Annotated in this window: 27 protein-coding genes; 13 read left to right on the forward strand and 14 right to left on the reverse strand. The window is 35.0% G+C overall.

From position 1 onward, the window contains the following. Positions 1-32 precede the first annotated feature (32 nt). Positions 33-605 (forward strand): bis(5'-nucleosyl)-tetraphosphatase (symmetrical) YqeK, encoded by a 573-nt coding sequence (yqeK, locus tag PMOB_RS04570; protein ID WP_012208708.1) that lies wholly within the window; start codon positions 33-35, stop codon positions 603-605. Between the two features lie 9 nt (positions 606-614). On the opposite strand, the gene PMOB_RS04575 is transcribed toward yqeK, so the two are convergent. Then, on the reverse strand, positions 615-1,451 hold the full coding sequence (locus PMOB_RS04575; RefSeq protein WP_012208709.1) for a M23 family metallopeptidase: 837 nt from the start codon (positions 1,449-1,451) through the stop codon (positions 615-617). Positions 1,452-1,715: 264 nt separating this feature from the next. On the opposite strand from PMOB_RS04575, the gene PMOB_RS04580 reads away from it, so the two are divergent. Beyond that, positions 1,716-2,648 carry an inorganic phosphate transporter gene (locus PMOB_RS04580; RefSeq protein WP_012208710.1) on the forward strand — a complete coding sequence of 311 codons (933 nt, stop codon included), beginning with the start codon at positions 1,716-1,718 and terminating at the stop codon, positions 2,646-2,648. Positions 2,649-2,682: 34 nt separating this feature from the next. Here the strand turns inward: PMOB_RS04580 and PMOB_RS04585 are convergent, their stop codons facing one another. The 13 genes from PMOB_RS04585 to PMOB_RS04645 are packed head-to-tail and all read right to left on the reverse strand — an operon-like array spanning position 2,683 to position 13,282. After that, the gene (locus tag PMOB_RS04585; RefSeq protein WP_012208711.1) at positions 2,683-4,521 is read right to left on the reverse strand and encodes an FAD-dependent oxidoreductase; all 1,839 of its coding nucleotides are present in this window, start codon (positions 4,519-4,521) and stop codon (positions 2,683-2,685) included. A 24-nt stretch (positions 4,522-4,545) separates the two neighbouring features. Beyond that, positions 4,546-5,655 carry an NADH-quinone oxidoreductase subunit D gene (locus tag PMOB_RS04590; RefSeq protein WP_012208712.1) on the reverse strand — a complete coding sequence of 370 codons (1,110 nt, stop codon included), beginning with the start codon at positions 5,653-5,655 and terminating at the stop codon, positions 4,546-4,548. Beyond that, the gene (locus PMOB_RS04595) at positions 5,642-6,196 is read right to left on the reverse strand and encodes an NADH-quinone oxidoreductase subunit C (RefSeq protein WP_012208713.1); all 555 of its coding nucleotides are present in this window, start codon (positions 6,194-6,196) and stop codon (positions 5,642-5,644) included. Before PMOB_RS04595 ends, PMOB_RS04590 begins: the two co-directional genes overlap by 14 nt. Further along, entirely contained in the window at positions 6,180-6,740 is a 561-nt protein-coding gene (locus PMOB_RS04600) for an NADH-quinone oxidoreductase subunit NuoB (RefSeq protein ID WP_049755337.1), read from the reverse strand. Before PMOB_RS04600 ends, PMOB_RS04595 begins: the two co-directional genes overlap by 17 nt. A 23-nt stretch (positions 6,741-6,763) precedes the next feature. Beyond that, a complete protein-coding gene (locus tag PMOB_RS04605; protein ID WP_012208715.1) occupies positions 6,764-7,666 on the reverse strand; it encodes a respiratory chain complex I subunit 1 family protein in 903 nt (300 codons plus the stop codon). Next, entirely contained in the window at positions 7,663-9,504 is a 1,842-nt protein-coding gene (locus PMOB_RS04610) for a proton-conducting transporter transmembrane domain-containing protein (RefSeq protein WP_012208716.1), read from the reverse strand. The genes PMOB_RS04605 and PMOB_RS04610 overlap by 4 nt, the downstream gene beginning before the upstream one ends. Then, entirely contained in the window at positions 9,505-10,926 is a 1,422-nt protein-coding gene (locus tag PMOB_RS04615; protein ID WP_012208717.1) for a complex I subunit 5 family protein, read from the reverse strand. Continuing rightward, positions 10,919-11,254 carry a sodium:proton antiporter gene (locus PMOB_RS04620; RefSeq protein WP_012208718.1) on the reverse strand — a complete coding sequence of 112 codons (336 nt, stop codon included), beginning with the start codon at positions 11,252-11,254 and terminating at the stop codon, positions 10,919-10,921. Before PMOB_RS04620 ends, PMOB_RS04615 begins: the two co-directional genes overlap by 8 nt. Next, entirely contained in the window at positions 11,251-11,976 is a 726-nt protein-coding gene (locus PMOB_RS04625; RefSeq protein WP_012208719.1) for a Na(+)/H(+) antiporter subunit B, read from the reverse strand. The genes PMOB_RS04620 and PMOB_RS04625 overlap by 4 nt, the downstream gene beginning before the upstream one ends. Further along, a complete protein-coding gene (locus PMOB_RS04630; protein ID WP_012208720.1) occupies positions 11,976-12,221 on the reverse strand; it encodes a Na(+)/H(+) antiporter subunit B in 246 nt (81 codons plus the stop codon). Before PMOB_RS04630 ends, PMOB_RS04625 begins: the two co-directional genes overlap by 1 nt. Beyond that, a complete protein-coding gene (mnhG, locus tag PMOB_RS04635) occupies positions 12,214-12,552 on the reverse strand; it encodes a monovalent cation/H(+) antiporter subunit G (protein WP_012208721.1) in 339 nt (112 codons plus the stop codon). The genes PMOB_RS04630 and mnhG overlap by 8 nt, the downstream gene beginning before the upstream one ends. Continuing rightward, the gene (locus PMOB_RS04640; protein WP_041534061.1) at positions 12,549-12,800 is read right to left on the reverse strand and encodes a monovalent cation/H+ antiporter complex subunit F; all 252 of its coding nucleotides are present in this window, start codon (positions 12,798-12,800) and stop codon (positions 12,549-12,551) included. Before PMOB_RS04640 ends, mnhG begins: the two co-directional genes overlap by 4 nt. Beyond that, a complete protein-coding gene (locus PMOB_RS04645; RefSeq protein WP_012208723.1) occupies positions 12,797-13,282 on the reverse strand; it encodes a Na+/H+ antiporter subunit E in 486 nt (161 codons plus the stop codon). Before PMOB_RS04645 ends, PMOB_RS04640 begins: the two co-directional genes overlap by 4 nt. Positions 13,283-13,559: 277 nt before the next feature. Here PMOB_RS04645 and PMOB_RS04650 point away from each other — a divergent pair, with 277 nt between their 5' ends. The 11 genes from PMOB_RS04650 to glgD all read left to right on the forward strand — a co-directional run bounded on the left by PMOB_RS04650 (position 13,560) and on the right by glgD (position 24,675). Then, positions 13,560-14,411, forward strand: coding sequence for an aldo-keto reductase family protein (locus PMOB_RS04650; protein ID WP_012208724.1), 852 nt, complete (start codon positions 13,560-13,562; stop codon positions 14,409-14,411). Positions 14,412-14,422: 11 nt separating this feature from the next. Continuing rightward, positions 14,423-15,346, forward strand: a complete 924-nt coding sequence (locus tag PMOB_RS04655; RefSeq protein WP_012208725.1) for a carbohydrate kinase family protein — start codon at positions 14,423-14,425, stop codon at positions 15,344-15,346. A 266-nt stretch (positions 15,347-15,612) separates the two neighbouring features. Next, complete coding sequence (locus tag PMOB_RS04660; RefSeq protein WP_012208726.1) at positions 15,613-16,533, forward strand: pseudouridine-5'-phosphate glycosidase; 921 nt, start codon at positions 15,613-15,615, stop codon at positions 16,531-16,533. Between the two features lie 12 nt (positions 16,534-16,545). Continuing rightward, positions 16,546-17,427, forward strand: a complete 882-nt coding sequence (locus tag PMOB_RS04665; protein ID WP_012208727.1) for a pyridoxamine kinase — start codon at positions 16,546-16,548, stop codon at positions 17,425-17,427. 52 nt (positions 17,428-17,479) lie between these two features. Beyond that, positions 17,480-18,700: an arginine deiminase gene (locus PMOB_RS04670; RefSeq protein WP_012208728.1), complete on the forward strand. Its 1,221-nt coding sequence runs from the start codon at positions 17,480-17,482 to the stop codon at positions 18,698-18,700. A gap of 17 nt (positions 18,701-18,717) precedes the next feature. Beyond that, entirely contained in the window at positions 18,718-20,019 is a 1,302-nt protein-coding gene (locus tag PMOB_RS04675; RefSeq protein WP_041534306.1) for a cyclic 2,3-diphosphoglycerate synthase, read from the forward strand. A gap of 92 nt (positions 20,020-20,111) precedes the next feature. Beyond that, complete coding sequence (locus tag PMOB_RS04680) at positions 20,112-20,822, forward strand: hypothetical protein (RefSeq protein ID WP_041534062.1); 711 nt, start codon at positions 20,112-20,114, stop codon at positions 20,820-20,822. A gap of 7 nt (positions 20,823-20,829) precedes the next feature. Next, on the forward strand, positions 20,830-21,996 hold the full coding sequence (locus PMOB_RS04685) for an LCP family protein (RefSeq protein ID WP_012208731.1): 1,167 nt from the start codon (positions 20,830-20,832) through the stop codon (positions 21,994-21,996). Next, positions 21,983-23,071, forward strand: a complete 1,089-nt coding sequence (locus tag PMOB_RS04690; RefSeq protein ID WP_012208732.1) for an ABC transporter permease — start codon at positions 21,983-21,985, stop codon at positions 23,069-23,071. Before PMOB_RS04685 ends, PMOB_RS04690 begins: the two co-directional genes overlap by 14 nt. Before the next feature lie 15 nt (positions 23,072-23,086). After that, on the forward strand, positions 23,087-23,533 hold the full coding sequence (gene ndk, locus PMOB_RS04695; RefSeq protein ID WP_012208733.1) for a nucleoside-diphosphate kinase: 447 nt from the start codon (positions 23,087-23,089) through the stop codon (positions 23,531-23,533). Positions 23,534-23,553: 20 nt separating this feature from the next. Beyond that, positions 23,554-24,675 carry a glucose-1-phosphate adenylyltransferase subunit GlgD gene (gene glgD / locus PMOB_RS04700; protein ID WP_012208734.1) on the forward strand — a complete coding sequence of 374 codons (1,122 nt, stop codon included), beginning with the start codon at positions 23,554-23,556 and terminating at the stop codon, positions 24,673-24,675. Positions 24,676-24,677 lie beyond the last annotated feature (2 nt).

Here is a 24,677-nt window from a genome sequence, read left to right on the forward strand (position 1 = left end):
GTTATATGACCGCATAGTTAGGAGGTTATAATTTGGATTTAACCAGAATTATAGAAGAATTAAAAATGTATTTAAAAGCAACTATTAAATCTAAAAAAAGATTAGAACATATCTACAACGTTGTCAATTTCTCCATAAAATTAGCCCAAATCCACAAACTTCCAGAAAGAAAAGTGGAAGTCGCCTCGTTAGGACACGATTTGTTTCGAGATGTAGATCCAGGCAGGTTAATCAAATTGGCGGAGTTTTATAAAATTCCACTTGATAAATTCGATAAAAATCGCCCCATTCTCTTGCATGGAAAAGTAAGTGCGGAATTTTTGGCAAGGAAATTCCTTATTGACGATGATATATACCAAGCGATATATTATCACACGAGCGGTTATGAAAAAATGGGAGATATAGGAAAAGCGCTTTTTATTTCCGATTCAGCAGGAGATGACAGGAATTTTGAAGGCGTTGAAGAACTAAGAAAGGTATCAATCATATCTTTGAATGAAGGGTACAAATTAGCGATTAAAAACAAAATAAGCTATGCATTAGCTAAAGAGAGATACATATTGGAAGATACATATAAGACATGGAACGCACTGTGTCAAATTTGAGGATTTGTATCAATTTCCACCTAAGCCATATTCGTTTTCTGTATTATTCAACACATAAATTCTATTACTGGAAGGCAAAAATACTAACGGGTCGTAATTTGTATCGGACTTTTTAACTTCGAAGTGAAGGTGAGGACCTGTACTTAAACCTGTATTTCCCACTCTTGCTATCATTTCGCCTTTTTCGACATATTGACCCTCATACACATTTATTTGAGAAAGATGACCGTAAACATAAGAACCATTGGAAGATTCTATTTCAACCATCAAACCATATCCGCCATTTTCGCCAACGAATTTTACTTTCCCAGCTTCAACACAAAAAACGGGTGTGTCGATGGGTGCCGCAAGGTCGATCCCTTCATGAAAAGAAGGCTCTTTAGTAATAGGGTGAATCCTATATCCATAAAGAGAAGAAATCGTACCATAAACCGGCCATATTATACTTCTTTCGTTATTAAAAGCTTTTCCTACAACACTTTTAGGGATAAAAAGTTTTTGATTAACAAAAATAGTTGTTGTAGCAAGATTGTTCGCTTTAACTATATCAGAAACGCTTGTGAAAAACAATTTAGCGATATAAGTTAGATTATCTCCCTTTTTGACTTCATAGATATACCCTTCCGGTTGAGGAATCGATATTACTTGCCCAATTTTTAAATTGTTTGGAGATAAATTAGGATTCCAATCTAAAATAGTTGAAATGGATAGGTTGTATTCAATTGATATACTATACAATGTTTCATTACTTTTAATTTGATGTTCAACGATAGAATAAGACGAAAAGGCTACTACAGCCAAAATTGAGAAAGTAAAAAATACAGCCGCTCTTTTAAGACTGCCCAAAAGTTGTCTTCCCCCTTACTGATTCAACAGGTTAATAAAGAATACGAATTTATTATACCATATGATAATCTTTATCGAGTAAAAAAATAATTAACAATTCCTAAATTTACTTTCTCTTATTTTGATTTTTCTAATCATTGACATCTATTAAAATTGGTGTTAGAATAGAAAAATCTCTTCTGAGAAAAGCCTATGATTGCCACTATGGTAAAAATGGGCTTTAATTTTTTAAATATCTTCCTAAAATGGGGGAATATTTTTAATATGAATCTATTTTATTTAATCCCAGCTATATTGTTAGGATGGTCTTTAGGTTCCAACAATTCTTCCAATGTATTTGGACCAGCTGTGGCTTCTGGATTAGTTCCATACAAAAAAGCTATTATAGTATCTGCATTTTTTGTTTTTGTCGGCTCTGTAGTTGGGGGGAGAAATGGGTTAAACACCTTGGGGGCTTTGACTAATTTAAGTGTTGAACTACTATCATTAGCCTTATTTTGTGCTTTTTTAACGATGATTTTTATGAGTTTGATTGGGCTTCCTGCATCTGCTACCCAGGCTGTTGTGGGCTCCCTGATTGGTTTAAGTATTCTAAAAGGAACGTTCAATTCAGCCATTTTAACAAGAATTTTTATTTCGTGGATACTTACTCCTATTGGTGCCTTGGTTTTCGCTTTTATATTATATAGACTTTTAGCCCTAATATTTAGAAAATTTTTGGGGATCACAGCCCAAGATAGATTCTTAAAAGTACTAACATGGCTCGCTATTTGTTATAGTGCCTACTCATTAGGGGCTAACAACGTTGCAAACGTTACTGGAGTATTTGCAAACGTTTTATTTACCCCTTTCCTTTTACTCATTATAGGTGGTTTAGCAATAGCGGTTGGAATTTTATCCACAAACAAAAAGGTTTTGTATACGGTAGGGAAAGGAATTATGGAATTGGATCATTTTTCCTCATCCGTATCAATTTTGGGGGCAGGGGTTACCTTGTGGGTCTACTCTTTAATTGGTATCCCTGTCAGTGCCGCACAGGCTACAATAGGTGCCATTATAGGTGTTGGATTAGCAACAGGTACTAGAACTTTTGATACTAATACGATAATGAAAGTAATATTTGGTTGGATAGGAACACCTATGATTTCTGGACTTATTTCTCTTATAGTATTATTACTAATTCAATTATTATATTAAGAAGAGGGGAGTTACCAAGCTCCCCTCTATTTTTTTATTTTGAAAATTTTTTCTCCATAATGTATTGGTCTATTCCTTGAGCAGCTTTGTGTCCGTCTGCAACTCCGTGAATTACATCTGGTCCATGTACTATATCTCCACCTGCAAATAGCCATGGTACACCTTCCACTTGACCGTACTCGTTTGTTTTTATCTTTCCTCTTTCTATCTTCATGTTCTTTTGGATCTCTTCCGGCAGATAGCTGTAATCTGGAGCCTGCCCAACAGTCATTACGACCATATCTGCATTTACCGTAATAGTGTTACTTTCATCGTATTTTGGATTGAATCTTCCGTCCTCATCGAATACTTCCACACATTTCCTAAATAACACACCTTTCACTTCTCCATTTTCAACTATCACCTTCACGGGACCCCATCCTGGATGGAAATTTACCCCTTCTTCTTTACCTTCAACTATCTCGTCTTCATCAGCAGGCATTTCATCAAAGCTTCTCTCTAAACTCAGAACATGCACTTCGGATTTTTTATATTCTAGGTTTTGGAGTCTAAGCATGGACCTTGCAACGTCCATGGCAACATTTCCTCCTCCTATTACCACAAGGGATTTAGGTATATATGGTTTTGGGCCTTCTCCTCTGACATAATTTTTCATTTCTTCTAAAATTGTTAAAGAGTCAAAGACATTTTCATGGTCAGATCCTTCAATGGGAAGCTTTCTACCCTTGTTGAATCCAGTTGAAACAAATATTACATCGTTTTTTGCTTTTAATTCTTCTAAAGTGATATCCTTTCCAACTTTTGTATTCGTTATTATCTTTACTCCCAGTGACTTTATGTAATTTACATCTTGCTCAAAAGCTGTGTCTGGAAGCCTATAAGAAGGGCCTCCGTAATTAAGAACACCACCAGGCCTATTCTTTTCTTCATAAACAGTGATTTCATATCCCATTAAAGATAAGAAATAAGCTGCAGAAAGTCCGGCAGGTCCGGCTCCAACGATGGCAACCTTAGCGTTAGCCTTTTTTATAACTTCCTGATCTAAAATTTCTGGGTATTTATCCTGTGGGACGTTATCCACTATATATCTTTTCAACCATCTTATGGCTATAGGTTCTCCTCTGTGACCTATGGTACAAACTGTCTCACATTTGTGAGTACACATTCTCCCACATACAGCAGGCAAAGGATTCGTTTTATAAAGATCTTTCAATCCTGTTTGAAGATCATCCGTGTATATATCCGTTATGTAGTCTGCAATGTTCATATGGGCTGGACATGTCTTTTCACAAATACTACACCCTACACATCTTGAAGCCTCTTTAACAGCCTGTTCTTTTGAAAATCCTTTAACCATCTCTATGAATGATGTTTTTCTGATTTCTGGTGGATCAATTTCCATCTCTTCTCTTTCTAAGTCAAGTAGGTCTGAATTTTCATCTCTAACATAACCTAATGGTTTTCTAATTCCATGGATTCCTTCCTCTGTGGGTATAAAAAAGAAGGTGTTCGGATCTTTAGATATATGTAAATATTCTTTGGTCATCTGCAATGAACCAGTGGTACATATATCCACACACAAACCACAAAAGCTGCATCTTCCATAATCTATAGAAGGCCTTTGGGGTTTAGAGCCTTCCACATCCGAAAGTTCTTCGATCTCTATCATAGTTATAGCATCTGTTGGGCATATTTTTGAACAAGTACCGCAACCGATACATTTTTCCCAGTCGTTTATATGAAAACCTCTATATCTATCTGAAGCCTCTCGAGGTGTTATTAGAATATTTTCCATAGGAACGGTAACAGGCTTTTTAGTAAGGTATTTCCAAGCTCTTGCTGGAGCAAAAAAACTTTTTTCAGGAGTATTCACCGTATTCACCTCTTCCTTTATTTTTTATCTATCTATTTCAGGAGGGCATACCCCCATTGTATCCATCCAAAGCGCTGCATCTTCTATCCTTGTACCGGGCAAATATTTCTCTACACCCAACAAACCTTGTGGATAGGACGCTCCTCTAACAGCAACTCTATAGGGTTTATCTTCTCCTTCTGAAACCATATAATATCCGTACTCTCCCCTTGCGCATTCGACATGTGTGTAAACTTGCCCCTTTGGAACACGCCATCGTAAGGCACTTCCGTTAGATATTTTGTTCCATACCTTCCCTTTTTGGGGCATTTTTTCAAGTACCTGCCTTATTATTTTTATACTCTGATAGGTTTCGAGGTATTTGAAATAAACCCTTGTATATCCATCTGAGTAATTGGCCGTGGGGACGTAAAATTCTACTTGGTCATACCTTGCGTATGGGTCTACTTTTCTAATATCGTATGCTTCTCCCACAGCTGATCTCATACCTATTCCAGTAACTCCCAACTCCCAAACAACCTCGGCAGGTAACAGCAACTTATCTTTGGTTCTTCTTTGAAAGAGGGAGTTCTTGAGAATCAAATCTTCGTATTCTGGAAGTCTATTTTCTAAGTAATCGAGAAAACTCTTTATCTTTTCAATAGTTTCCTCTCTCAAATCCTTTCTTACGCCACCTGGTACTATATACATATGATAGATTCTTGCTCCGGTTATCTCTTCAAAGATATCCAGTATAAGATCTCTATCTGCGAGTCCCCAATTGGGGCCAGTGTATAGTCCAACTGGTCCTCCTATTCCTCCAAGGGACATTAGATGGTTTGCGATTCTTGCTAGCTCTAAGATTATCATCCTTATCCAATGAGCCTTTTCAGGGACTTCGATTCCTGTCAACTCCTCTATCGCCATGGCGTACACCATCTCATTGATATCAGGTTCTGGAACGCAAATCCTTGGTATAAGGGCGAGGTTATTCATCCAAAGTCTTCTTTCCATAAGTTTTTCAAATCCTCTATGCAACATGCCAGGCATAGGTCTTGCCCTGACGATGGTATCTCCATCAACGTACATATGTACACTGAAATTCCCGTGCATTCCGGGATGATTTGGCCCCAAGTATAATTTAAGTTCTTTCATTTATTCCACCTTCTTTTATGGCTTCTTTTACTGCGTTTTTGGAAAATTCCACATCATACTTTCTATCAGGAAATTTACGTTTAGAATACTCTAACGGATCAAAATCTTTTCTCATAGGAGGTTTATCATCCCATAATTCTAAGAAAAGCGGTTTTTCAGAATCCGAATTACCTTCAAATTTTACTCCGAAGAACTCATGGATATCCCTTTCGTAGTATCTGGCTCCAGGGAAAATATCTATGATGCTGATATATTCCGGGTTTTCTCTCTCTATTTTTGTTTTTACTACAAAAGTAATTCCATTTGCCCAATTGAACAGAACATAAACTAATTCAAATTTGTTTTCTTTAATCCAATCGACGCAGGTTATCAAGCTTAACTGTTTCCAACCTTTGTCCTTTAAATAAGTTAATATTGTTGGCAAATTGTTTTGTTCAACAACTATACTTATTTCATTTTTCTTTGGTGTGGTGAAATCTTTTATATCGAAACTTTTTTCAAGAATGTTTATCAATTCTTTGGCATCATTCGTGGAATTCATCCTTTACATACACCTCCCCTAAGGAACGAATTTGATTATTTCGATACCAATCGTAATTCTCTACATATTTCTTCCATCCATTGGCTTCCCCTTTTGTAATCATGTTTTCAAGCGTTTTAAAAGTATTCATTATAGCTTCAGGTCTTGGCATACATCCGGCAACGTATAGATCAACAGGAAGATAATAATCCAATCGGTTGATCACCGCATAAGAATCATAGTATATTCCACCGTTTATAGTACAAGATCCAAAACCTACAAGATATTTTGGAGTCATCATTTGTTCATAAGTGTATATAACTCTCCTTAAAGTTTTAACGCTCAGATAACCTGTTATCAGCAGAACATCCGCTTGACGAGGTGTAGCCATTGGTCCCATACCCAATCTTTCCATGTCGAATCTTGCTGTCATTGTTGGCGGAAGTTCTACGGCACCACAGCCTGTGCAATAATGAAGCATCCATAAAGATTTTCCTCTGAAGATATTCTTTATCTTTTCCCAAAAAGTTATCGTATCGTTTAGATCTTCTTCAAAGATATTCATCTGTTCTATTTTTTCTTCATTTGTCATACGTTCACCCCCAGTCCTGTAAAAATTACTATCGCTGTTTGAACAAGTGATAATACTATTGGAACTCCATAGAAGTATGTTACAACATTCTCTATTCTAAAACGAGCCGAAACGGCATATATCAGTGTAACTAAGGTATAAACAAAAAAGTATTTTATTAAGTATTCAATTAAATTTCCTCCTCCTAAAAATAGGCTCACGAACAAACCAACTTCCACTAAAGTTGCGAACTCGTGTTGTAAGATCAACATACCGAAATGTTTTCCTCCATACTCAACCATAGGTCCCGAAGCTATTTCTGTCGGTGCTATGGGGGTATCAAATGGAACTTTGTTAAGCATACCAAGTAAGGATATGAAAGCTACTATAGCTCCTAGTGGCATAGTAAAAATGTGCCATCCGAAAATCCCATTCATTTGTTGTACATGAGCTAGTTCAGTAAGTGAAGAAGTACCATATACGTGTATCATACCGAATACAACTATCATAAATGGGACTTCATAAGCTAACATCTGAGTTAATGCCCTCATAATACCTATTCCTGCCCAAGCGTTTCCAGATCCAGAAGCACTCATGGCCATCCCAAGAGAACCAATTGCTAACAAATAGACAACAACAAAGAAATTATCAAGGCCATTGAAAGCAACAATATTGCCAAAAGGTAGGAACATAAAAGTGGCTATCGTTCCTCCCAAGGCCATCATCACACCAAAATCGTAAATAAAACCATGTGTTATAGATGATTTTGTTAGAGCTTTGAAAATATCCATAAAAGTTTGATACCATGGAGGTCCCACTCTTCTGTGAACCTTAGCCGTAACTTTTCTTTGAATACCATCAAGAGATACTTGCCATAAAAATCCAATGAAAACTATCATCAAGGCTATCAAATAACTCATATTTTATCACCCCAGAAAAAGGCTATTGTTATTATCACAGAGATCCAAAACACCCCTACAGAAGCGTTTGAAGAAAAGAACCAACTTCTGACAAGACGGCCAAACTCGTTTACTCTTAAAGCTATGGCATCGTAAAATTTTTCTACTGATGGATGATTCTTATACAATCTTTCAAAAGGAGCGTAATAGTTTTTGGCGTAATGATACGATTCAGGATCGTATATAAATTCGCCAGCAGTGTAAGTGTTCATTTGATCAACGGGCTGAGCCTTTTTATGTGTGTAAAAAATTAACGCGGCTATAATGAAACCTATTACGAAGACCGCCGTAATTACTAAAGAATCCCACATGCCACTGAAGGAATATATCTTAGAACCTTCCACACTGATTGGAACAATATTCAAAGAAGCTTGAATTTTTGAAATAAATCCTAACATTTGAGAAGGGAATACACCAAAATATATTGTCAGTAAAGACATGACAAGCATTGGAATCTGCATCATAAACGGGACTTCTTTCACATCGTTGTGCTTAGGTGATAATTGACCTAAAAACACTGTAGCAAGAGGTCTAAAAACGTACATGAAAGATCCTATACTTCCAAAAAAGGTGGCAAAAGCTATGAACATAAGCCCTTTACTGGCTAAACCTTGGAAGATCAACCACTTTGATGCGAATCCACTGGTGGGTGGTATCCCGGCAATAGAAATTATGGCAACTAAATAAGCAGCAAAGGTTACAGGCATCTTTTTAATCATCCCACCCAGTTCGCTCATATTTGTGGTACCCGTTCTATAAGCAACCGCTCCAATAGTTAAAAACATAGCGGCTGATGCCATTGCGTGATTGAAAATATGCATCATTCCACCCGCGAATCCCACTTGATCCAAAAGTGAGATACCGATCAATATGTATCCTCCATTTGCAACGGTGGAATAAGCTATCAATCTTTTAGCATCTTCTTGTTTTATTGCCATAAGGGTTCCAACAATAATGCTTATTGCACCTAAAACCATAATTATATAATTTTCATAAGGGACCCCGATTATATGAATATGGTTAGAAAAGATCTGTGAAGTAGGGATAATTGCGCTAACCAACAAGGCTATAAATGCCCCCATTTTAACTAATCCTCCCGAAAGAACCGGAGAAAAAGTGTGAGGAGCGTTCCCGTGGGCAATGGGGAGCCATGTGTGAAACGGAAAAATTCCTAGTTTTGCAAGTCCCGCAATAATAATTACAAAATAAGCCATCACGGCTGTATTGGGGCTGCTAATTAAATTCTGTGAAATACTTTCTATATCAAAGGTTTGAAACAATGAGTATAAATACATTATTGCAAAAAACATAGAGAAAGAACCAATCGTACTTATAGTGTAATAAACTACAGAGGCCTTCCTTGATTTACCAAGGGGAATTATAAACAAAGAAGACCAAACTACCATCTCCCAAAATATGAATAACGTTAGAAAATCCTTGGCAAAGAAAACCCCCAATGTAGAAATTACAGAAAACACGTAAAGCATGTTGTATGAAGCAGGATTAACCATTTTTTCTACCCAATATGGATTAAAAAAGGACACAAGAAAATAAGTTAAAACCATTATTATGGAAAAAAACCAACCATAATTAGAGCTCACCAACTGCAATGAAAATCCTCCAAAAGACCACAGGTTAAATACTGTTCCAACATCGTTCATATATCCAAACAAAAATATCAGCACAAACAACGTTGAAAAAATGGTAAAGTAACTACCTAACTTTTTGTTTATCTTTGTTAAGAAAAAAGTCAAAACCGATAACAGCAAACCTGTAATTAACAGAGAGTTTAACGCCATCTACATCACTCCCATTGACAAATAAGATAAGGAATCCTTCAAAGGTGTTGATACGTTCTGTACAAAATCTCCGAATAGTTCTGGGTAAATTCCTCCCACAATGAATAAGAACCCAACAACTACCGATACGACACTTATAACAAATAACTTGTTCATAGAAAATTTGGTTGTCAACTTTTCAGTAGTTTCCTCATGCTCTTCACCTGGTACCCATAGTTTAACTAGCATCCTTATATAATAAACACCTTCCAACAAACTTCCCAACAATATTACTAATGGAATAATCCAGTTGGTATTGAAAGCAGTGTTTATAATATTGAATTTCGCATAAAAACCGAAGAACAAAGGAAGACCTATCAAAGACAAAGCAGAAACAGTAAATCCAAAACCTATTAGAGGATACTTTCTAAATATCCCCGCAGCCTGATCAATAGAATCACTTGAATTATTCTCATAAACGTTCGCGGCAGTAGAAAACATAACTATCTTAGCAAAAGCATTGTTTATAATTTGTAAAATTGCTGCGTACCCCCCACCTATTAAAAATAGTCCAGTGATCAATCCTGCCTGTCCAATACTTGAGAAAGTAAGTATCTCTCTCATATTCTTTGTGGCGGTCGCAGAAGCTTCGGCAAATATAAAGGTGATGAAAGTAATCGCGATAAAAATATTAAACAAAGGCCCACTAATGGTAATTAAATTGGAAAAGAACCTTCCAAATACCAAAAAAACTGTTGACGCATAAACAGCAGAAAATAATGGGGCAGTCAAGGTGTTCACATTAGAATAAATACCTCTAACCCAACTATTAAAAGGTATAAGTTTTGCCTCAACCGCTAAACCTGAAAAAATTAAAATGGAAACTATCAGTTGAATATTTGCTGAAAGTTCCGAAAAATGCATGGACAAATCAGACATGTTAAGACTTCCAACAACGGCGTATACAATAATTATTCCAAGTAAATACAAACTAGATCCCACGGAACCTAAAACCAAATAATTAAACGTATGATGGTACTTTCCATGTAACGTTGATATTATATAAGCTGAAATAGTGGCTATTTCAAAGAAAACGTAGAAGTTGAATAAATCATTAGTTAACACCATTCCATTTAAACCGGCTAAAGATATTAACAGAGGCAATGAATATTTTTCAATCTTCCTTATTCCAATCAGAGAGGAAACGAGAAACAAAACATTAATTAATACTATCCCAAATAAAGAATAATTATCCACCAACAAGTTAATACCAAATGGCGGTTGCCAGCCTCCAAGTTCGTAACTTCCTTTTTGTACAAAAAAAGCAAAGATGGTGTTTAAAATCAACCCAAAAAACAAAAGAGATTTTGAAAGGTTTTTAAACATTACCCCAACGAACGCTAGAAGTAGAGGGATAACTATTAAAAGTACTGGATTAATCATCTGAACCACCTCTAATTTCATCTATTTCGATAGAACCCTTTTCAAAGTATACCTTTCTAATAAAAGCCAAGCCTAAAGCGGTAGTCCCAAAACCGATAACAATGGCTGTTAATACCAACGCTTGAGGGAGTGGATCAACATAATTTGAAACAGATTCAGGAGTTATAATCGGTGCGTTACCACCTTTAATGTATCCAACAGATATAATGAAAAGATTCAAACCTAATTCTAAAAGGTTCAGTGAAATAAGCATCTTAATCAAATTCTTCGATGAGAGTAAGCCGTAGATTCCAACAAAAAACAGTGCTAAAAATAAATACTGAATCATTCTTCTCCCCCCCGTGTTAAAAAGTTGCCTATGATATTTGACAATTCAGAACCAACTTTTAAACCTATTAACACGTATAGTATAGGTGTTAATCCTGCGCTGAAAAGTTGACCAATCTCTCCCGAAGGCAAAAAGTTGTATAAAAATGAATTAAAAGCAAAAAGTCCTATTAACCCTAAGACTATAACCAAAACTCCCGAGGTGCCTTCAAGTACATTGAAGGCTTTCATCTTCTCTTTAAATTTATCATCGCTTATGTACATCAATAAAACCGATGAGGCTATCATTGCACCACCCGGGAATCCTCCACCTGGGGTTAGATGACCGTGAACGAAGATATAAATCCCAACGATCAATATAATGCCTGTTATAATTCGAACACCAGCTTTGAGAATGAAATTTGGTTTTACTCGAAAGATAATCCTTTCTTTCCCTACATTTAAAAGCAAGGCTACCCCCATTGCTGAAATAAAAAGGACTGTTAATTCTCCTAAGGTATCAAATCCTCTGTAATTAACAACTACAGAGGTAACAATATTAGCCGATCCTGTTTCCGGATAAGGTCTGGTTTCATCGACGTTTTTCTCTATGTATCCTTGTGAAACGGTGTTATTTAAATCTCTTTCACCGTACTTTGGAAAGAAACTTTCTGAATCGTACAATAATGAAAAAATAAAAAAAGCAAGGGCAAGCGTCATTAAAGCTGAAATAAACTTCTTCATTATTTTTCACCACTCTTTTTCATAGTCATCAAAGTAAAAACGAAGAGCGAGGTCATCAAACCCGAACCTATAACAGCTTGAGTTATAGCAACATCCGGAGCTTTCATGATTATGAATTCCACAACTGAGAGCAAAGACGTTATAGATAAAAAAACGATGGAATTCAACAACTTTTTCGATTCAATTGCCATCAAAGCGAAGAGAATCATTGTAAAACCAATGATTACAGCTATTATTTCAATCATCTTGGCTCATCTCCTCTTTCTCATACAAACTTTTTAAATCATCTTTTTGCAATTTTGCTATTTTTGCACCATGTAAGTAGGAGGCGCGAGCTAAAACGGAACTTCCAACGGGATTGGTGATAGTCATAAAAACGACTAAGATTAGTGACTTCAAAAACCACGTTGGGTTTAAAAATCCAACTCCTAAAATTAAAGAAAACGCACCTAAAGTCGTGGCTTTCGTACCTGCCTGTATTCTATTGAAAACATCCGGCATTCTGAATATACCTAAACCTCCCAATAGATAGAAAATCCCTCCAATTATTATTAAAACGTCTCCGATCACCTTCATTTTTTCGCCTCCAAATATCTGGAAAGAACAACCGTTTCCAAAAAGGACAGAACTCCGTAAACTATTGCAATATCCAAATAAATTTCATTTTTAAAAATATGCGACAGCAAAACAATAATTCCTGTGATCATTACGTTCATAGTATCCAAAGAGACGATTCTATCTGTTACTTCAGGACCAATTATCATTCTCAAGATCGAAAAAAACACACCTATTCCAATGAGGCTAAATACGACAATCTCTATCATTTGTATATCCTCCCCAAAATTTTTTCGAAAGTCCCTGTAACATGCTTTTTGTAATCTTTTTCGTTTTCACCTTTTATATCTATCCAATGGATGTATAGGTTTTCATCATCAGCATCAATTGCTAGTGTCCCAGGGGTTAAAGTAACGGAATTGGCTAAAGTTAACTTACCAACATCTCCCTTCAAATCAATAGGAATTTTCACAAAACCTGGGTTTAAAGGTATTTTTGGTGTTAAAACCCTCCTTGCAACATCGATATTTGATAAAAACATTTTGTAGACGAAAACAGGTACGTATACAACCACAAACAAAGGTAGTTTGTAAACAATGGAAAGATCAAACTCATAATCCACAAGACCTGCAATGACTCCTGCTAAAACAATTGAAACTAAGAACCCTACGATCAATTCAGAAAGGTTAAAAGAAGTCAAAAACAGCCAAATTACTAGAAGAACAACAAAAGTTGAAACAAACTTCTTCACAACAATCCCTCCACTTTATATAGTTTGTGAAAAAAAACTCATACTTGACACAATATAAATAATATACCCATACATTATACCAGTAATTGGTATAATTTCAAAATCAAAAAACAACTTTCTAATCGTTTTTAATCGTCCTTAATTACCTCTAATTATTCCTAATCGCTAATTTTCTATAGTATTTATTTTTTATGGTATAATTGAATATGCAATTTTTCATATCTTTTTTAAGTGTTGATCACCTTCCAGGGGGTACCATTGAAAGGAGGAACTAGATATGCAGAGAAGGATTTTGGGTAAGACACAAGAAGAACTCTCTATCATAGGTTTGGATTTGGAAAAGCTGCTGGTAAGCGAATATAATTATGAAATTAAAAGGTTTTTAGAAAAGTTTATTCTAGGTGGTGTAAATTTCTTTGAAATTTCGCCTACATTGGAACCTAAAGACGAAGCGACTATTTTTCCAATAAATTTGCATAGGGATAAACTTTTTATTGCGGGTAAGTCTTTCTCCAAAAGCAGTGATGAGATACAACTGGACATAAAAGAACTCTTAGCTAAATTCAATCTTCAATATCTAGACTTGATCCAAATTGTTGCAAATACCCAAGAGGATATTCATAGAATTCTAGGTCCTGAAGGCGCGTTAGAGGGATTCTTTGCCGCCAAAAATTTGGGCTTAGTAAAATACATAGGTTTTTCAACAAACAAAGAAAGCATAGCTTTACAACTTTTAGAAAGTTATGATTTTGATTCGATTACCTTTCCCATAGATTGGATGAATTGGTACACTGGTTATGGAAGAAAAGTAATTTCTAAAGCCAAGGAAAAAGGAACTGGCGTAATAAGTAAACAAAATCTTATAAAAAAGATAACGAAGATAAATGCAGAAAAAGGGATATCGGACCTTCTTTATATTCCTTCTGAAAGTTATGAAGAAGTGAAGACAACGATAAGATTTTCTCTTACTAAGCCAATAACCTCTATATTATGCTCTAGCCACATAAACCTTTTAGAATGGTTAATAAAAGCAGCAGACGAATTCACACCACTTGATATTCAAGAAGAAGAAAATTTGCGAAAAAGTTGTGAAGATCTAGGAAAAGTTTTTAACCCTAAAAACATTTGAGGAGAAATTTTATGTATGTATCAGTAATAGGAGGAATAAATACAGATTTCAAAGGATCTTCTTACGAAAAATTATCTCTCAAGACTTCAAACCCTGGACGTATCTTTTATTCTTCAGGAGGTGTAGCTCGGAATGTTGCCCACAATTTATGCAAATTAGAAGTCCCTGTTAATTTATTTGGAGCAGTTGGGAACGATGTATTTGGTGAAATAATTTTAGCCGAATTAGATAATCTAAAGATAAATACTAATTTTATCAAGATTTGTGATAACCGTCGTACGGGTGTTTACCTGGCTATTTTAGACGAAAAAAAAGATATGTTTGTCTCTATATCAGACATGGATATTATTAATGAGATAAATATAAATTATATAAAAAAACACAAAGATACGTTACTCCAATCAAAAATTGTCTTTCTTGAAGCAAATTTAGAACCTCAGACGATAGAATATATACTTAAAATCCTTGAAAACACGAATGTTTACACAGTTTTTAACGCCGTATCAAATCTAAAAGTAAAAAAATTAAAAAATATAACTGGAAAAATAGATTATCTGACCCTAAACTTCTCAGAATTGAAATCCTTAAGAGAACAAGAAAACTTGAATTTTTTTGATTATAAAAGTATACAAAAGACTTTTCCAGAAAAATTCCCCAATATTTTTAATTTAATTGTAACAAACGGGGAAGAGGGGGTTCTCCTTTTAAACAATCGCTTTAAAAGAGCAGATTTCTTTTCTGTAGCTGAAGTCGAAGACTCTGAAATAGTCGATGCCAATGGTGCCGGAGATGCTTTCACTGCTGGATTTATCTACGGCATTTACAAAGATGCTGATATAGAAAAAAGCATTGAATACGGAATAAAAGCCTCTCAAATTACCCTAAAAAGTCCAAAAACAGTGGCAGATGAGTTATCTTCTGAAATTTTTGGTTGACTAAAAGTCAAAAACAGGGCAAAGCCCTGTTTGCGCTACTGTGCAAACCATGTTTTTTTGCAGCTTTGTGTAAAAAGCCTTTTGCAGCTTTGTGCAAAATAGTTTGTTTGCAATGCTTTAGAAATGTTTTTCAAAATCTCGTTTGCTACGCTAATGATGTATTGAAATTGGGGATCTTAAGGGGTTTACTCCTTAACGTCCGGGCAAAGTGGCGCTATAGAAAGTTTGTAAAACAATAAAAATACAGCTTTTGGAGGAAAACTAATATGAATACAACCCCATATTTAGAAATAAAAGAAGAAGTGTACCAAGCTTTAAAAGAAAATAGACCTATCGTTGCCTTGGAATCAACTATAATTTCTCATGGAATGCCTTATCCACAAAATGTAGAAGTTGCAAAAAATGTAGAAGAAACAATAAGAGAAAGGGGAGCAGTTCCAGCAACTATCGCAATAATAGATGGCAAAATGAAAGTAGGATTATCAAAAGAAGAATTAGAATTCATGGCCACCTCCAAAAATATATTGAAAGCAAGCAGGATGGATCTCCCCGTTATCCTTGCAAAAGGTTTTAACGCCGCTACCACGGTTGCAGCAACTATGATAATAGCTGAACTTGCTGGAATAAAGGTTTTTGTAACAGGAGGAATAGGAGGTGTACATAGAAACGCTCAAGAAACTTTTGATATCTCCGCAGACCTGCAAGAGCTTGCCAAAACCAACGTGGCGGTGATATCTGCTGGACCTAAAGCTATATTAGATCTTCAATTAACCAAAGAATATCTAGAAACTTTCGGTGTCCCAGTGATTGGCTATCAAACAGACGAACTTCCATGCTTTTTTTCGAGGGAAAGTGGGATAAATGTACCTTATAGAGTTGAAACTCCTAAAGAAATCGCATCAATAATGAAGACAAAGTGGGACTTGGGCCTACAAGGGGGCATTTTTATTGCAAATCCTATTCCTAAAGAGTATTCACTGGATTTTGAGGAAATAGATAAAACAATAGAAAACGCAATAGAAGAGGCTAAAAAGCGAAAAATAAAAGGTAAGGAATTAACCCCCTTTCTACTTTCAAAAATAAACGAATTAACAAAAGGGGAAAGTTTAAAAGCAAATATTGAATTAGTCTACAACAATGCCCAACTTGGTGCAGAAATAGCAAAAGAGTTTAACATCCTATCTTAGGGGAAAGGAATGATGTATTTGAAAGAGAAACCTATCAAAAGAGTTGCGGCAATTCACGATCTTTCAGGTTTTGGAAAAGCTTCTTTAACCGTTGTAATTCCTATATTATCTTCTATGGAGATTCAAGTCTGCCCACTTCCCACTGCCATACTATCAACCCATACAGGGGGGTTTGAGGATTACTCTTTTTTGGATCTAACAGACAATATGAAAGATATAATATCGCATTGGAAAAAATTAGACCTGAGTTTTGATGCCATTTATAGTGGTTTTTTAGGTTCAGAAAAACAGATCGATATTGTAATGGAATTTATACAATATTTTTCACAGAAAAATGAAACTCTAGTAGTCGTTGATCCAGTACTGGGCGATGACGGGAGACTTTACGCTACCATTACTGAAGGCATGGTCAAAGATATGAAAAAACTAGTTTCCAAGTCTCATGTAATAACACCAAATTTAACGGAAGCTTGTTTTCTTTTGGATGAAAAGTACGACCAAGATATTAGTGAAGAGATGTTGAAAAGCTGGTTAAAACGTTTGTCAGACATGGGCCCAGAAATCGTTATTATAACAAGTGTTCCTGATGAATCTAAATCAAAAATAGGGGTTTTAGCTTATGAAAGGACAAATAATAGGTTTTGGAAAATCACCAATAACTATATAAAAGCCTTATACCCTGGTACAGGGGACTCCTTTGCAAGCGTTATCGTTGGTAGTCTTTTAAACGGAGACAGTGTACCGATGGCAATAGACAGGGCTACTCAATTCGTTTCTACGTGTTTAAAAGCTAGTTATGGTTATAAATATCCCCAAAGGGAAGGCATACTTTTAGAAAAAGTGCTTGATACTTTGAACGCCCCAACACTTTTACAAAGCTATGAGATTTTTTAGAAGAGTTTTTGTTGTATAATATTAGAAAGGAAAAGGTTGGTGCTTAAAAGTCATGAATTTATCTGTGTATTCAGAAATCGGAAAATTAGAAAAAATCCTTCTACATAGACCGGGAAAAGAGTTAGAAAATTTATCTCCTCATTATCTTTCTGATCTGTTATTTGACGATATTCCTTTTTTGTATAAAGCGCAAGAAGAACATGATTACTTTGCAAATGTTTTAAGAGAGAATGGTGTAGAAGTTTTGTATCTTACTGAATTGTTGACGGAAACGCTTAATGATTTGGATTTAAAAGAAAAATTTGTCAAAGAGTTTTTACAATTCTCAGAAATATACAATAGCTTCATTTATGCTCTTTTAAAAGATTATTTGTTTTCCCTAGATACCAAAGAAATGGTGGATACTATAATATCGGGTATACGTTCTGATGAACTAGAAATTAACAGAAACATCTTCTCCTTGAGGGTTAGAAGAGCGGATATAGAGTTACCTTTTTTCCTTCCACCTATGCCGAATCTATATTTTCAAAGGGATCCTGTGGCGATTTTGGGAAAAGGTGCCTGCGTGAACAGAATGAAAACCTCAGCAAGAAGAAGAGAAGTTATGCTTATGGAATATGTCATAAAATACAACACAAAATTTGAAGGCACCCCATTGTATTACGAGAAAGATTACCCTTATCCAATAGAGGGTGGGGATATCTTAGTGTTAAGCGAAAAAGTTTTAGCGGTAGGGATTTCTCAAAGAACCTCACCAGAAGCTGTTGAAATCCTAGCTAAGAAGTTTCTAAAAGAAAATAAAGATACCTTTGAGAAGATAATTGCTTTTATAATACCTGATAATAGGGCTTATATGCATTTAGACACCATATTCACAATGGTTGATTACGATAAATTTCTAGTACATGCAAATTTAAAAGAAGATATAGATACTTTCATTATTACTAAGTCTAAAGAGGGATTTGATTTTTATGAAGAAGAAGAAAGTTTGGAAAACATATTAAAAAAACATCTTAATTTAGATCATGTCGAAATTATTAAATGTGGAAACGCTGATATAATAGCATCACACAGGGAACAGTGGAATGATGGCTCCAACAGTTTGGCAATAGAACCTGGAAAGGTTATCACCTACGATCGAAATTACATCACCAACAGAGAATTAGAAAAATCGGGGATAGAAGTTTTAACCATACCGTCCAGTGAATTATCTAGAGGAAGGGGAGGCCCTAGGTGCGCTAGTATGCCACTTATAAGGAGGAGATACTCTTGAGAAAAAAAGTTTTGATAATGGGAGCTGCAGGTAGAGATTTTCACAATTTCAACGTTTATTATCGCGATAATCCTGACTACGAAGTTGTTTGCTTCACAGCCACACAGATTCCTGATATCGAAGGAAGGCTTTATCCCAAAGAACTCGCTGGAGAGTTGTATCCCAATGGGATACCCATAGAATCAGAAGCAAACCTAGTCAATCTTATCAAAGAAAACAACATCGACGAAGTTGTGTTATCCTACAGCGATTTGCCGTTTTCGTATGTAATGGAAAAGGCTTCTTTGGTGCTTGCTAGTGGCGCGGATTTTAAACTTCTGGGCCCCAATAATTCTATGTTGAAATCCAAAAAACCTATTATCTCGATTTGTGCCGTTAGAACCGGTTCAGGGAAAAGTCAAACAACGAGGAGAGTTTTGGATATTCTAAAAAATAAAGGTTTGAAAGTTGTTTCAATCAGACACCCAATGCCATATGGGAACCTAGTAAAGCAAAAGGTACAAAGGTTTGCCACTTACGAAGATCTAGATAGACACGAATGTACAATTGAAGAAAGAGAAGAGTATGAACCTCATATTGATAGGAACTCTGTCATCTATGCAGGTGTTGATTATGAAGAGATATTGAGACAGGCGGAAGAAGAAAATCCCGATGTTATATTATGGGATGGTGGAAACAACGATTTTTCATTCTATAAACCCGATTTATCTATCGTTGTAGTCGATCCACACAGAGCCGGTCATGAAGTATCCTATTTCCCTGGAATGACGAATCTTATTATGGCAGATGTTCTAGTTATCAATAAAGAAGAAACAGCAACATTGGAAGGCATTGAAAAAGTAAGAGCAAATATAGAAAAATGGAATCCAAACGCAACAGTGATTGATGCCGCATCTCCTTTGTTCGTCAAAAATCCTTCTATTATAAGAGGAAAGAGATGCCTTGTTATTGAAGATGGTCCAACCTTAACTCACGGCGAAATGACCTATGGAGCCGGTTTCATAGCTGCCAAAAAGTTTGGAGCTTCTGAAATAATTGACCCAAGACCTTATGCAGTTGGTTCAATAGTAAATACTTATAAGAAATATACTCATCTTGATAAAATACTTCCCGCAATGGGTTATGGAAAAAAACAGATCAAAGAACTGGAAGAAAGCATCAATAAATCCGATGCCGAAGTTGTGGTTATAGGTACACCAATTGATCTAACAAGAATTATGGACATAAAAAAACCTACAGTTAGGGTAACTTACGAGTTGCAAGAAATCGGTAAACCTGATTTAGAAGAAGTTTTAAGTAATTTTTTAGAAAATAAATAAAATGATTGAGAGATGCTCATTGAGAGCATCTCTCGTTGATGTTTTTTAATTTCTAAATTATCTAAGGAATTCGCATGTTGGAGGTGTATTTTGTGGCAAATGTGTATGTTGGAGGAAAAAGAAAAAGAGGCAGAAGAATATGGCTTATCTTGATAATAATTATCGCTATAATCGCGGCTTTTTTAGGCTTCATGTTATATAGATACAACCAATTCATCAACAATCCTGTAGCAGCATCGAGCAGTGTAACTTATACAGTATCTTATGACAATGGACTCTATTTTATAAGGGTTCTGAACGATAACAGAAAGATAATGATAGTCAAAGTAGAAGATGGAACTACATTTCCAGAGTCTTACATTACTCTATCTTCTGAAAATTTAGATAAAGTGACAAACGATTTTTTGGAGTTGTTTGATCTTAACTCAAATTTTAATTACTATTTCTACCTAAATGATGAAGTTGCCAACGAGTTTATAAGTAAATTAGGAGGCAGCACCTTAAAAGGTATAGATGGATTTTTTGACGCTTTGAAGAATAGTGAGATAAGATTTTGGCAAGTTTTCAGTTTGGAAGGATACGTAGATATAGTAAAAAATTACTATAGGTCGACCAATTTAGACGAAGAAGGTCTTTATGCCCTCATTGATGGCTTTTCAAAGTACTCTATTACCAATTACGATAAATTAACCGTTCCACTCCTTTTAAATGAACCTATTCAAATCAATATAGCAAATCAAACAATCGAAAGAAAATACGCGGATGTAGAGGCTTTTGAAAGGGTCAAAGAGATCGTGGAGTGATTATTATTTGAAAATACATATCTTAAGAATATTATCTTTCATTTTTCTGATTTTTTTGACACTCAGTTTTATAATACCTTTACGTAAGAATATTCAATTAGATTTATCCCCCATAGAATTTCCTTACTATTTTTTGGTTCTAGGAAGAGATGAAAATATTGAAAGTTCAACCAGAACAGATGTGATAATCTTAGGGGGAATCGATAAAGGGAAGATCATTTTTCTACCCATACCAAGGGATCTTTTGATCAGTATCGATCAAAGTGAAAGAAGAATTAACTCTGTTTATGAGATTTATGGCATAGACAGGCTAAAAGAAGAGGTCGAAAAATTAAGCGGTGTTCAGATTTCAGATTATATAATTTTTGATTATTCTATATTTAAAAGTATTGGTGATTTATTTGCTCCAATAGATATATACATAGAATCAGATATGAGTTACTCAGATTACCATCAAAATTTACACATAGATTTTAAAAAAGGGTATAATAAGTTAAACGGTGAAGAATTGTTATATTATGTAAGGTATAGAGATACATCGGGAGATTTAGGAAGGATGGAACGTCAAAAAAATGCTGTATTGGCTTTATTGGATGAAGTTCAATCTGCTGGAATAAATAAACTCCTTGAAGCTATTAATATAGGTTTATCTGACACGATTAATTCTTTTGAAATCCAAGATCTACTTTTTTTGTATAACCAAGCGAAGGATGCCCAGATGGAATTTATCTCATTCCCCTATCTAATCAAAGATAGCTATGTAGTTGCTGATGAAAGTAAAATACCCCAAATTCAATACAAGTTGAAAACCTTTGAAACATATTCTGACCAAAGCAATGATAAACCAAAAATTCTGATAACCAAAAATTTTTCTAGTAAATTATATAATTTTTATACATATGTTTTTGACGTATGGAAAAAACCGGGGTATCAGATTAAGGTTTTGGATGAAACCTTTGATGGTTTAAGTGACCAATATTCATATGTTTTTTTTAGGAACGTCGAAGAAGAAACTAAGGAAAAGATAAAGGCAGATTTGAAAGAGACGTTCGGAACAAATTTCATCGAAATAGAAGATAAGTACAAATATTTCCAGTTGATAGATTTTATTTCAGAAAATTTGATCGATCCAACGGATTACGATGCTCTGGTGGTTCTCAATGAAAGGTGGTAAAAGAAATAATCCGGTTTTACTTTTGGCTATTTCTTTTTTCACAAGGTCGAAAAAAAACTTTAAATTCTCACTCATCGCTATGATAATAGGGGTATGGGGTATTATAGTAGTTACTTCAATAATAAATGGTTTCGATAGCTTGTTAATAGATTCAATAACTAATTTTTATCCTCATCTAGTTGTTAGAGGAAATTACACTCAAAACTCATCAGAAATAGACAAAATTGTAAATTTCAACATCTCCTCTGTAGCAGTTATAAACCAATCTAAAATTGCCTTCTCTCAGCTTATGGAATTGGATGATCTATCAATCTATGAAGGATTTATAAATGAGGAAAAGGGTACCGAAGGCCTTATATTAGGAAATAAATTAGCAGATAATCTCAATGTTGAAATTGGTGATACCATAATAACTGTTAGAACAAAGGGCCTATTACCGATTTTCCAAGAAAGTACCATTACAGGAATATTCGATTCTGGGGTATATTCGTACGATTCAACTTTCATATTGTCTCAAAATTCAAACTCAAAAGAATATACCGGCATTTTTTTAAAAAATCCAAACAAGGCTCAACAATTTAAAGAAAAATATCTTTCTAGTTACTCCGCCCTCACTTGGGAAGAGTCCAATGAAACTTTGGCTAAGGCAGTCCAATTTGATAGCTTGATAGCTTTTATGATAACTTTTTTCATTCTTTTGATTTCTGGATTCAGTATATCAAACTCGGTTTCTTTCTCTGTCTTTACTAGAAAGAAAGAGATAGCTATTTTAAGGGCTCTTGGTTTTCAAAGAAGACAAGTAACTACTATTTTTATCTTAGAAACTTTTTTAATATCTCTAGTAGGATTTGTACTTGGAGTTATTGCCGGTGTTTTAACCTGCTGGTTTCTAATTATTTTAAAGATCCCATTACCCGAAGGCCTCTTTTATGTGGAATATTTACCCATTAAGATAACAGCCAGCTCTTTTTTGATAGCCTTTTTAATAAACAGTTTTGTATCCATTTTTTTTAGTTATGTCGCATCAAGGCGAGCAGCGAGCTTCAATATTGTCGAATCTTTAAAAGATGAATAGAAGGGGGAGCTTAATTTGGCGGAAAAAGCATTTGTGATGATAAAACCTAACGCTGTTAAAAGAGGACTAATTGGTGAAATAATCAAAAGATATGAACAAAAAGGCCTAAAAGTAGTTGCTATGAAGATGATAAAGATGAAAAAAGCACAAGCTGAAGAGCTCTACAAAGTACACCAAGGTAAGGATTTTTATCAACCATTGATAGAATTCATACTATCTGGACCTGTGGTTGTTATGATTATAGAAGGCCCAAGGGTTATTGAAGCTGTTAGAAGTATAAACGGTGAAACGGATCCCCTAAAAGCTCAAGCAGGAAGCATTCGTGGAGAATTTGGGATAAGTGTCAGAAAGAACATTGTACATGCCTCAGATTCGATTCAAAGTGCTGAACAAGAGTGGAAAATTTTCTTTGAAGAAAATGAGATTTTTGAATATCTATGCGGGTTTGAAAACGAGTTGTAAACATCAAAGAGGTGAGGTTTATGAGGGTTGTAGGTCTTATTCTTTCTGGATCCACCAAAGATAATTTAGATAAATTAACTTTAAAAAGAACTAGCGCAGCCGTTCCTGTTTTTGGTAAGTACAGAGCAATAGATTTTACGTTAAGTAATATGGTAAATTCTGGCATCACAAACGTAGGAGTATTTACTCAATACAATCCTAGGTCTCTCATGGATCATTTGGGAAGCGGTAAAGAATGGAACTTGGATAGAAAAAGAGGGGGATTATTCATACTTCAGCCATTTATAAGCCCTCAAAGTCATAAAATGTACTATGAAGGAACAGCGGATGCAATATTTCAAAATTTGACCTTTTTGAGAAGATCATACGAAGATTTTGTTTTAATTGGTTCTGGAGATCATATATATAATATTGATTTTAGACCGCTTTTTAAATACCATGTAAAAAACGGCGCAGATATTACGTTGCTAACAAAAACTGTAGAAGAGGGAGTAAATTTTAGCCAATATGGACAAGTCATTACAGACGAAAATAACAGAATCACACAAATCTATGAAAAGGACTCCCAATATCGCTCTGATAAGATTTTTTTGGGTGTTTATTTTATAAACAAAGCATTTTTGATGGAAATTCTATATGCCAACGTATCAAACGGTAAATTCGATCTATTAAAAGATATAATCATTCCCAATTTATCCAGGATGAGAGTTTTTTCTTACGATTTTGATGGTTATTGGAAAAATATAAAAAAATCTGTGGAAGATTATTATAATATTAATATGGATATTCTAAAAGAAGAGGTCAGAAATGAATTGTTTTATTCACCAGAAAGAAAAATATATACTAAGCTCAAAGATTCGGTCCCACCGAAGATTAACGTTAACGCCGAAGTCTCCAATTCATTTATATCTGATGGTTGTATAATAAATGGAGTTGTTAGAAATTCTGTCCTTTCTAGGGATGTGTACGTTGGAGCGGGTTCAGTAATAGAAAATTGTATAGTACTTCAAGGAAGTTATTTAGAGGAAGGAAGTGTAATTAGAAAGACAATAATTGATAAAAACGTAAGGATAAGATCAGGGAGAAAGTTGGAAGGCATAGGTAACGAGATCAACGTTATAGAAAAAGGGGCTGTTCTATAAAG

It is taken from the genome of Petrotoga mobilis SJ95, assembly GCF_000018605.1.
Lineage (GTDB): Bacteria > Thermotogota > Thermotogae > Petrotogales > Petrotogaceae > Petrotoga > Petrotoga mobilis.

Excerpts from the sequence above, each read along its gene's own strand:
- PMOB_RS04600 (WP_049755337.1), bottom strand. The coding sequence starts at position 6,740 with ATGAATATCTTTGAAGAAGATCTAAACGATACGATAACTTTTTGGGAA.
- PMOB_RS04660 (WP_012208726.1), top strand. The coding sequence starts at position 15,613 with ATGAATACAACCCCATATTTAGAAATAAAAGAAGAAGTGTACCAAGCT.
- PMOB_RS04595 (WP_012208713.1), bottom strand. The coding sequence starts at position 6,196 with ATGAATTCCACGAATGATGCCAAAGAATTGATAAACATTCTTGAAAAA.
- glgD (WP_012208734.1), top strand. The coding sequence starts at position 23,554 with ATGAGGGTTGTAGGTCTTATTCTTTCTGGATCCACCAAAGATAATTTA.
- PMOB_RS04630 (WP_012208720.1), bottom strand. The coding sequence starts at position 12,221 with ATGATTGAAATAATAGCTGTAATCATTGGTTTTACAATGATTCTCTTC.
- PMOB_RS04580 (WP_012208710.1), top strand. The coding sequence starts at position 1,716 with ATGAATCTATTTTATTTAATCCCAGCTATATTGTTAGGATGGTCTTTA.
- PMOB_RS04690 (WP_012208732.1), top strand. The coding sequence starts at position 21,983 with ATGAAAGGTGGTAAAAGAAATAATCCGGTTTTACTTTTGGCTATTTCT.
- PMOB_RS04655 (WP_012208725.1), top strand. The coding sequence starts at position 14,423 with ATGTATGTATCAGTAATAGGAGGAATAAATACAGATTTCAAAGGATCT.
- PMOB_RS04665 (WP_012208727.1), top strand. The coding sequence starts at position 16,546 with ATGTATTTGAAAGAGAAACCTATCAAAAGAGTTGCGGCAATTCACGAT.
- PMOB_RS04620 (WP_012208718.1), bottom strand. The coding sequence starts at position 11,254 with ATGATTCAGTATTTATTTTTAGCACTGTTTTTTGTTGGAATCTACGGC.
- PMOB_RS04675 (WP_041534306.1), top strand. The coding sequence starts at position 18,718 with ATGGGAGCTGCAGGTAGAGATTTTCACAATTTCAACGTTTATTATCGC.
- PMOB_RS04605 (WP_012208715.1), bottom strand. The coding sequence starts at position 7,666 with ATGAGTTATTTGATAGCCTTGATGATAGTTTTCATTGGATTTTTATGG.
- PMOB_RS04640 (WP_041534061.1), bottom strand. The coding sequence starts at position 12,800 with ATGATAGAGATTGTCGTATTTAGCCTCATTGGAATAGGTGTGTTTTTT.
- mnhG (WP_012208721.1), bottom strand. The coding sequence starts at position 12,552 with ATGAAGGTGATCGGAGACGTTTTAATAATAATTGGAGGGATTTTCTAT.
- PMOB_RS04615 (WP_012208717.1), bottom strand. The coding sequence starts at position 10,926 with ATGATTAATCCAGTACTTTTAATAGTTATCCCTCTACTTCTAGCGTTC.
- PMOB_RS04590 (WP_012208712.1), bottom strand. The coding sequence starts at position 5,655 with ATGAAAGAACTTAAATTATACTTGGGGCCAAATCATCCCGGAATGCAC.
- PMOB_RS04670 (WP_012208728.1), top strand. The coding sequence starts at position 17,480 with ATGAATTTATCTGTGTATTCAGAAATCGGAAAATTAGAAAAAATCCTT.
- PMOB_RS04650 (WP_012208724.1), top strand. The coding sequence starts at position 13,560 with ATGCAGAGAAGGATTTTGGGTAAGACACAAGAAGAACTCTCTATCATA.
- PMOB_RS04625 (WP_012208719.1), bottom strand. The coding sequence starts at position 11,976 with ATGAAGAAGTTTATTTCAGCTTTAATGACGCTTGCCCTTGCTTTTTTT.
- PMOB_RS04610 (WP_012208716.1), bottom strand. The coding sequence starts at position 9,504 with ATGGCGTTAAACTCTCTGTTAATTACAGGTTTGCTGTTATCGGTTTTG.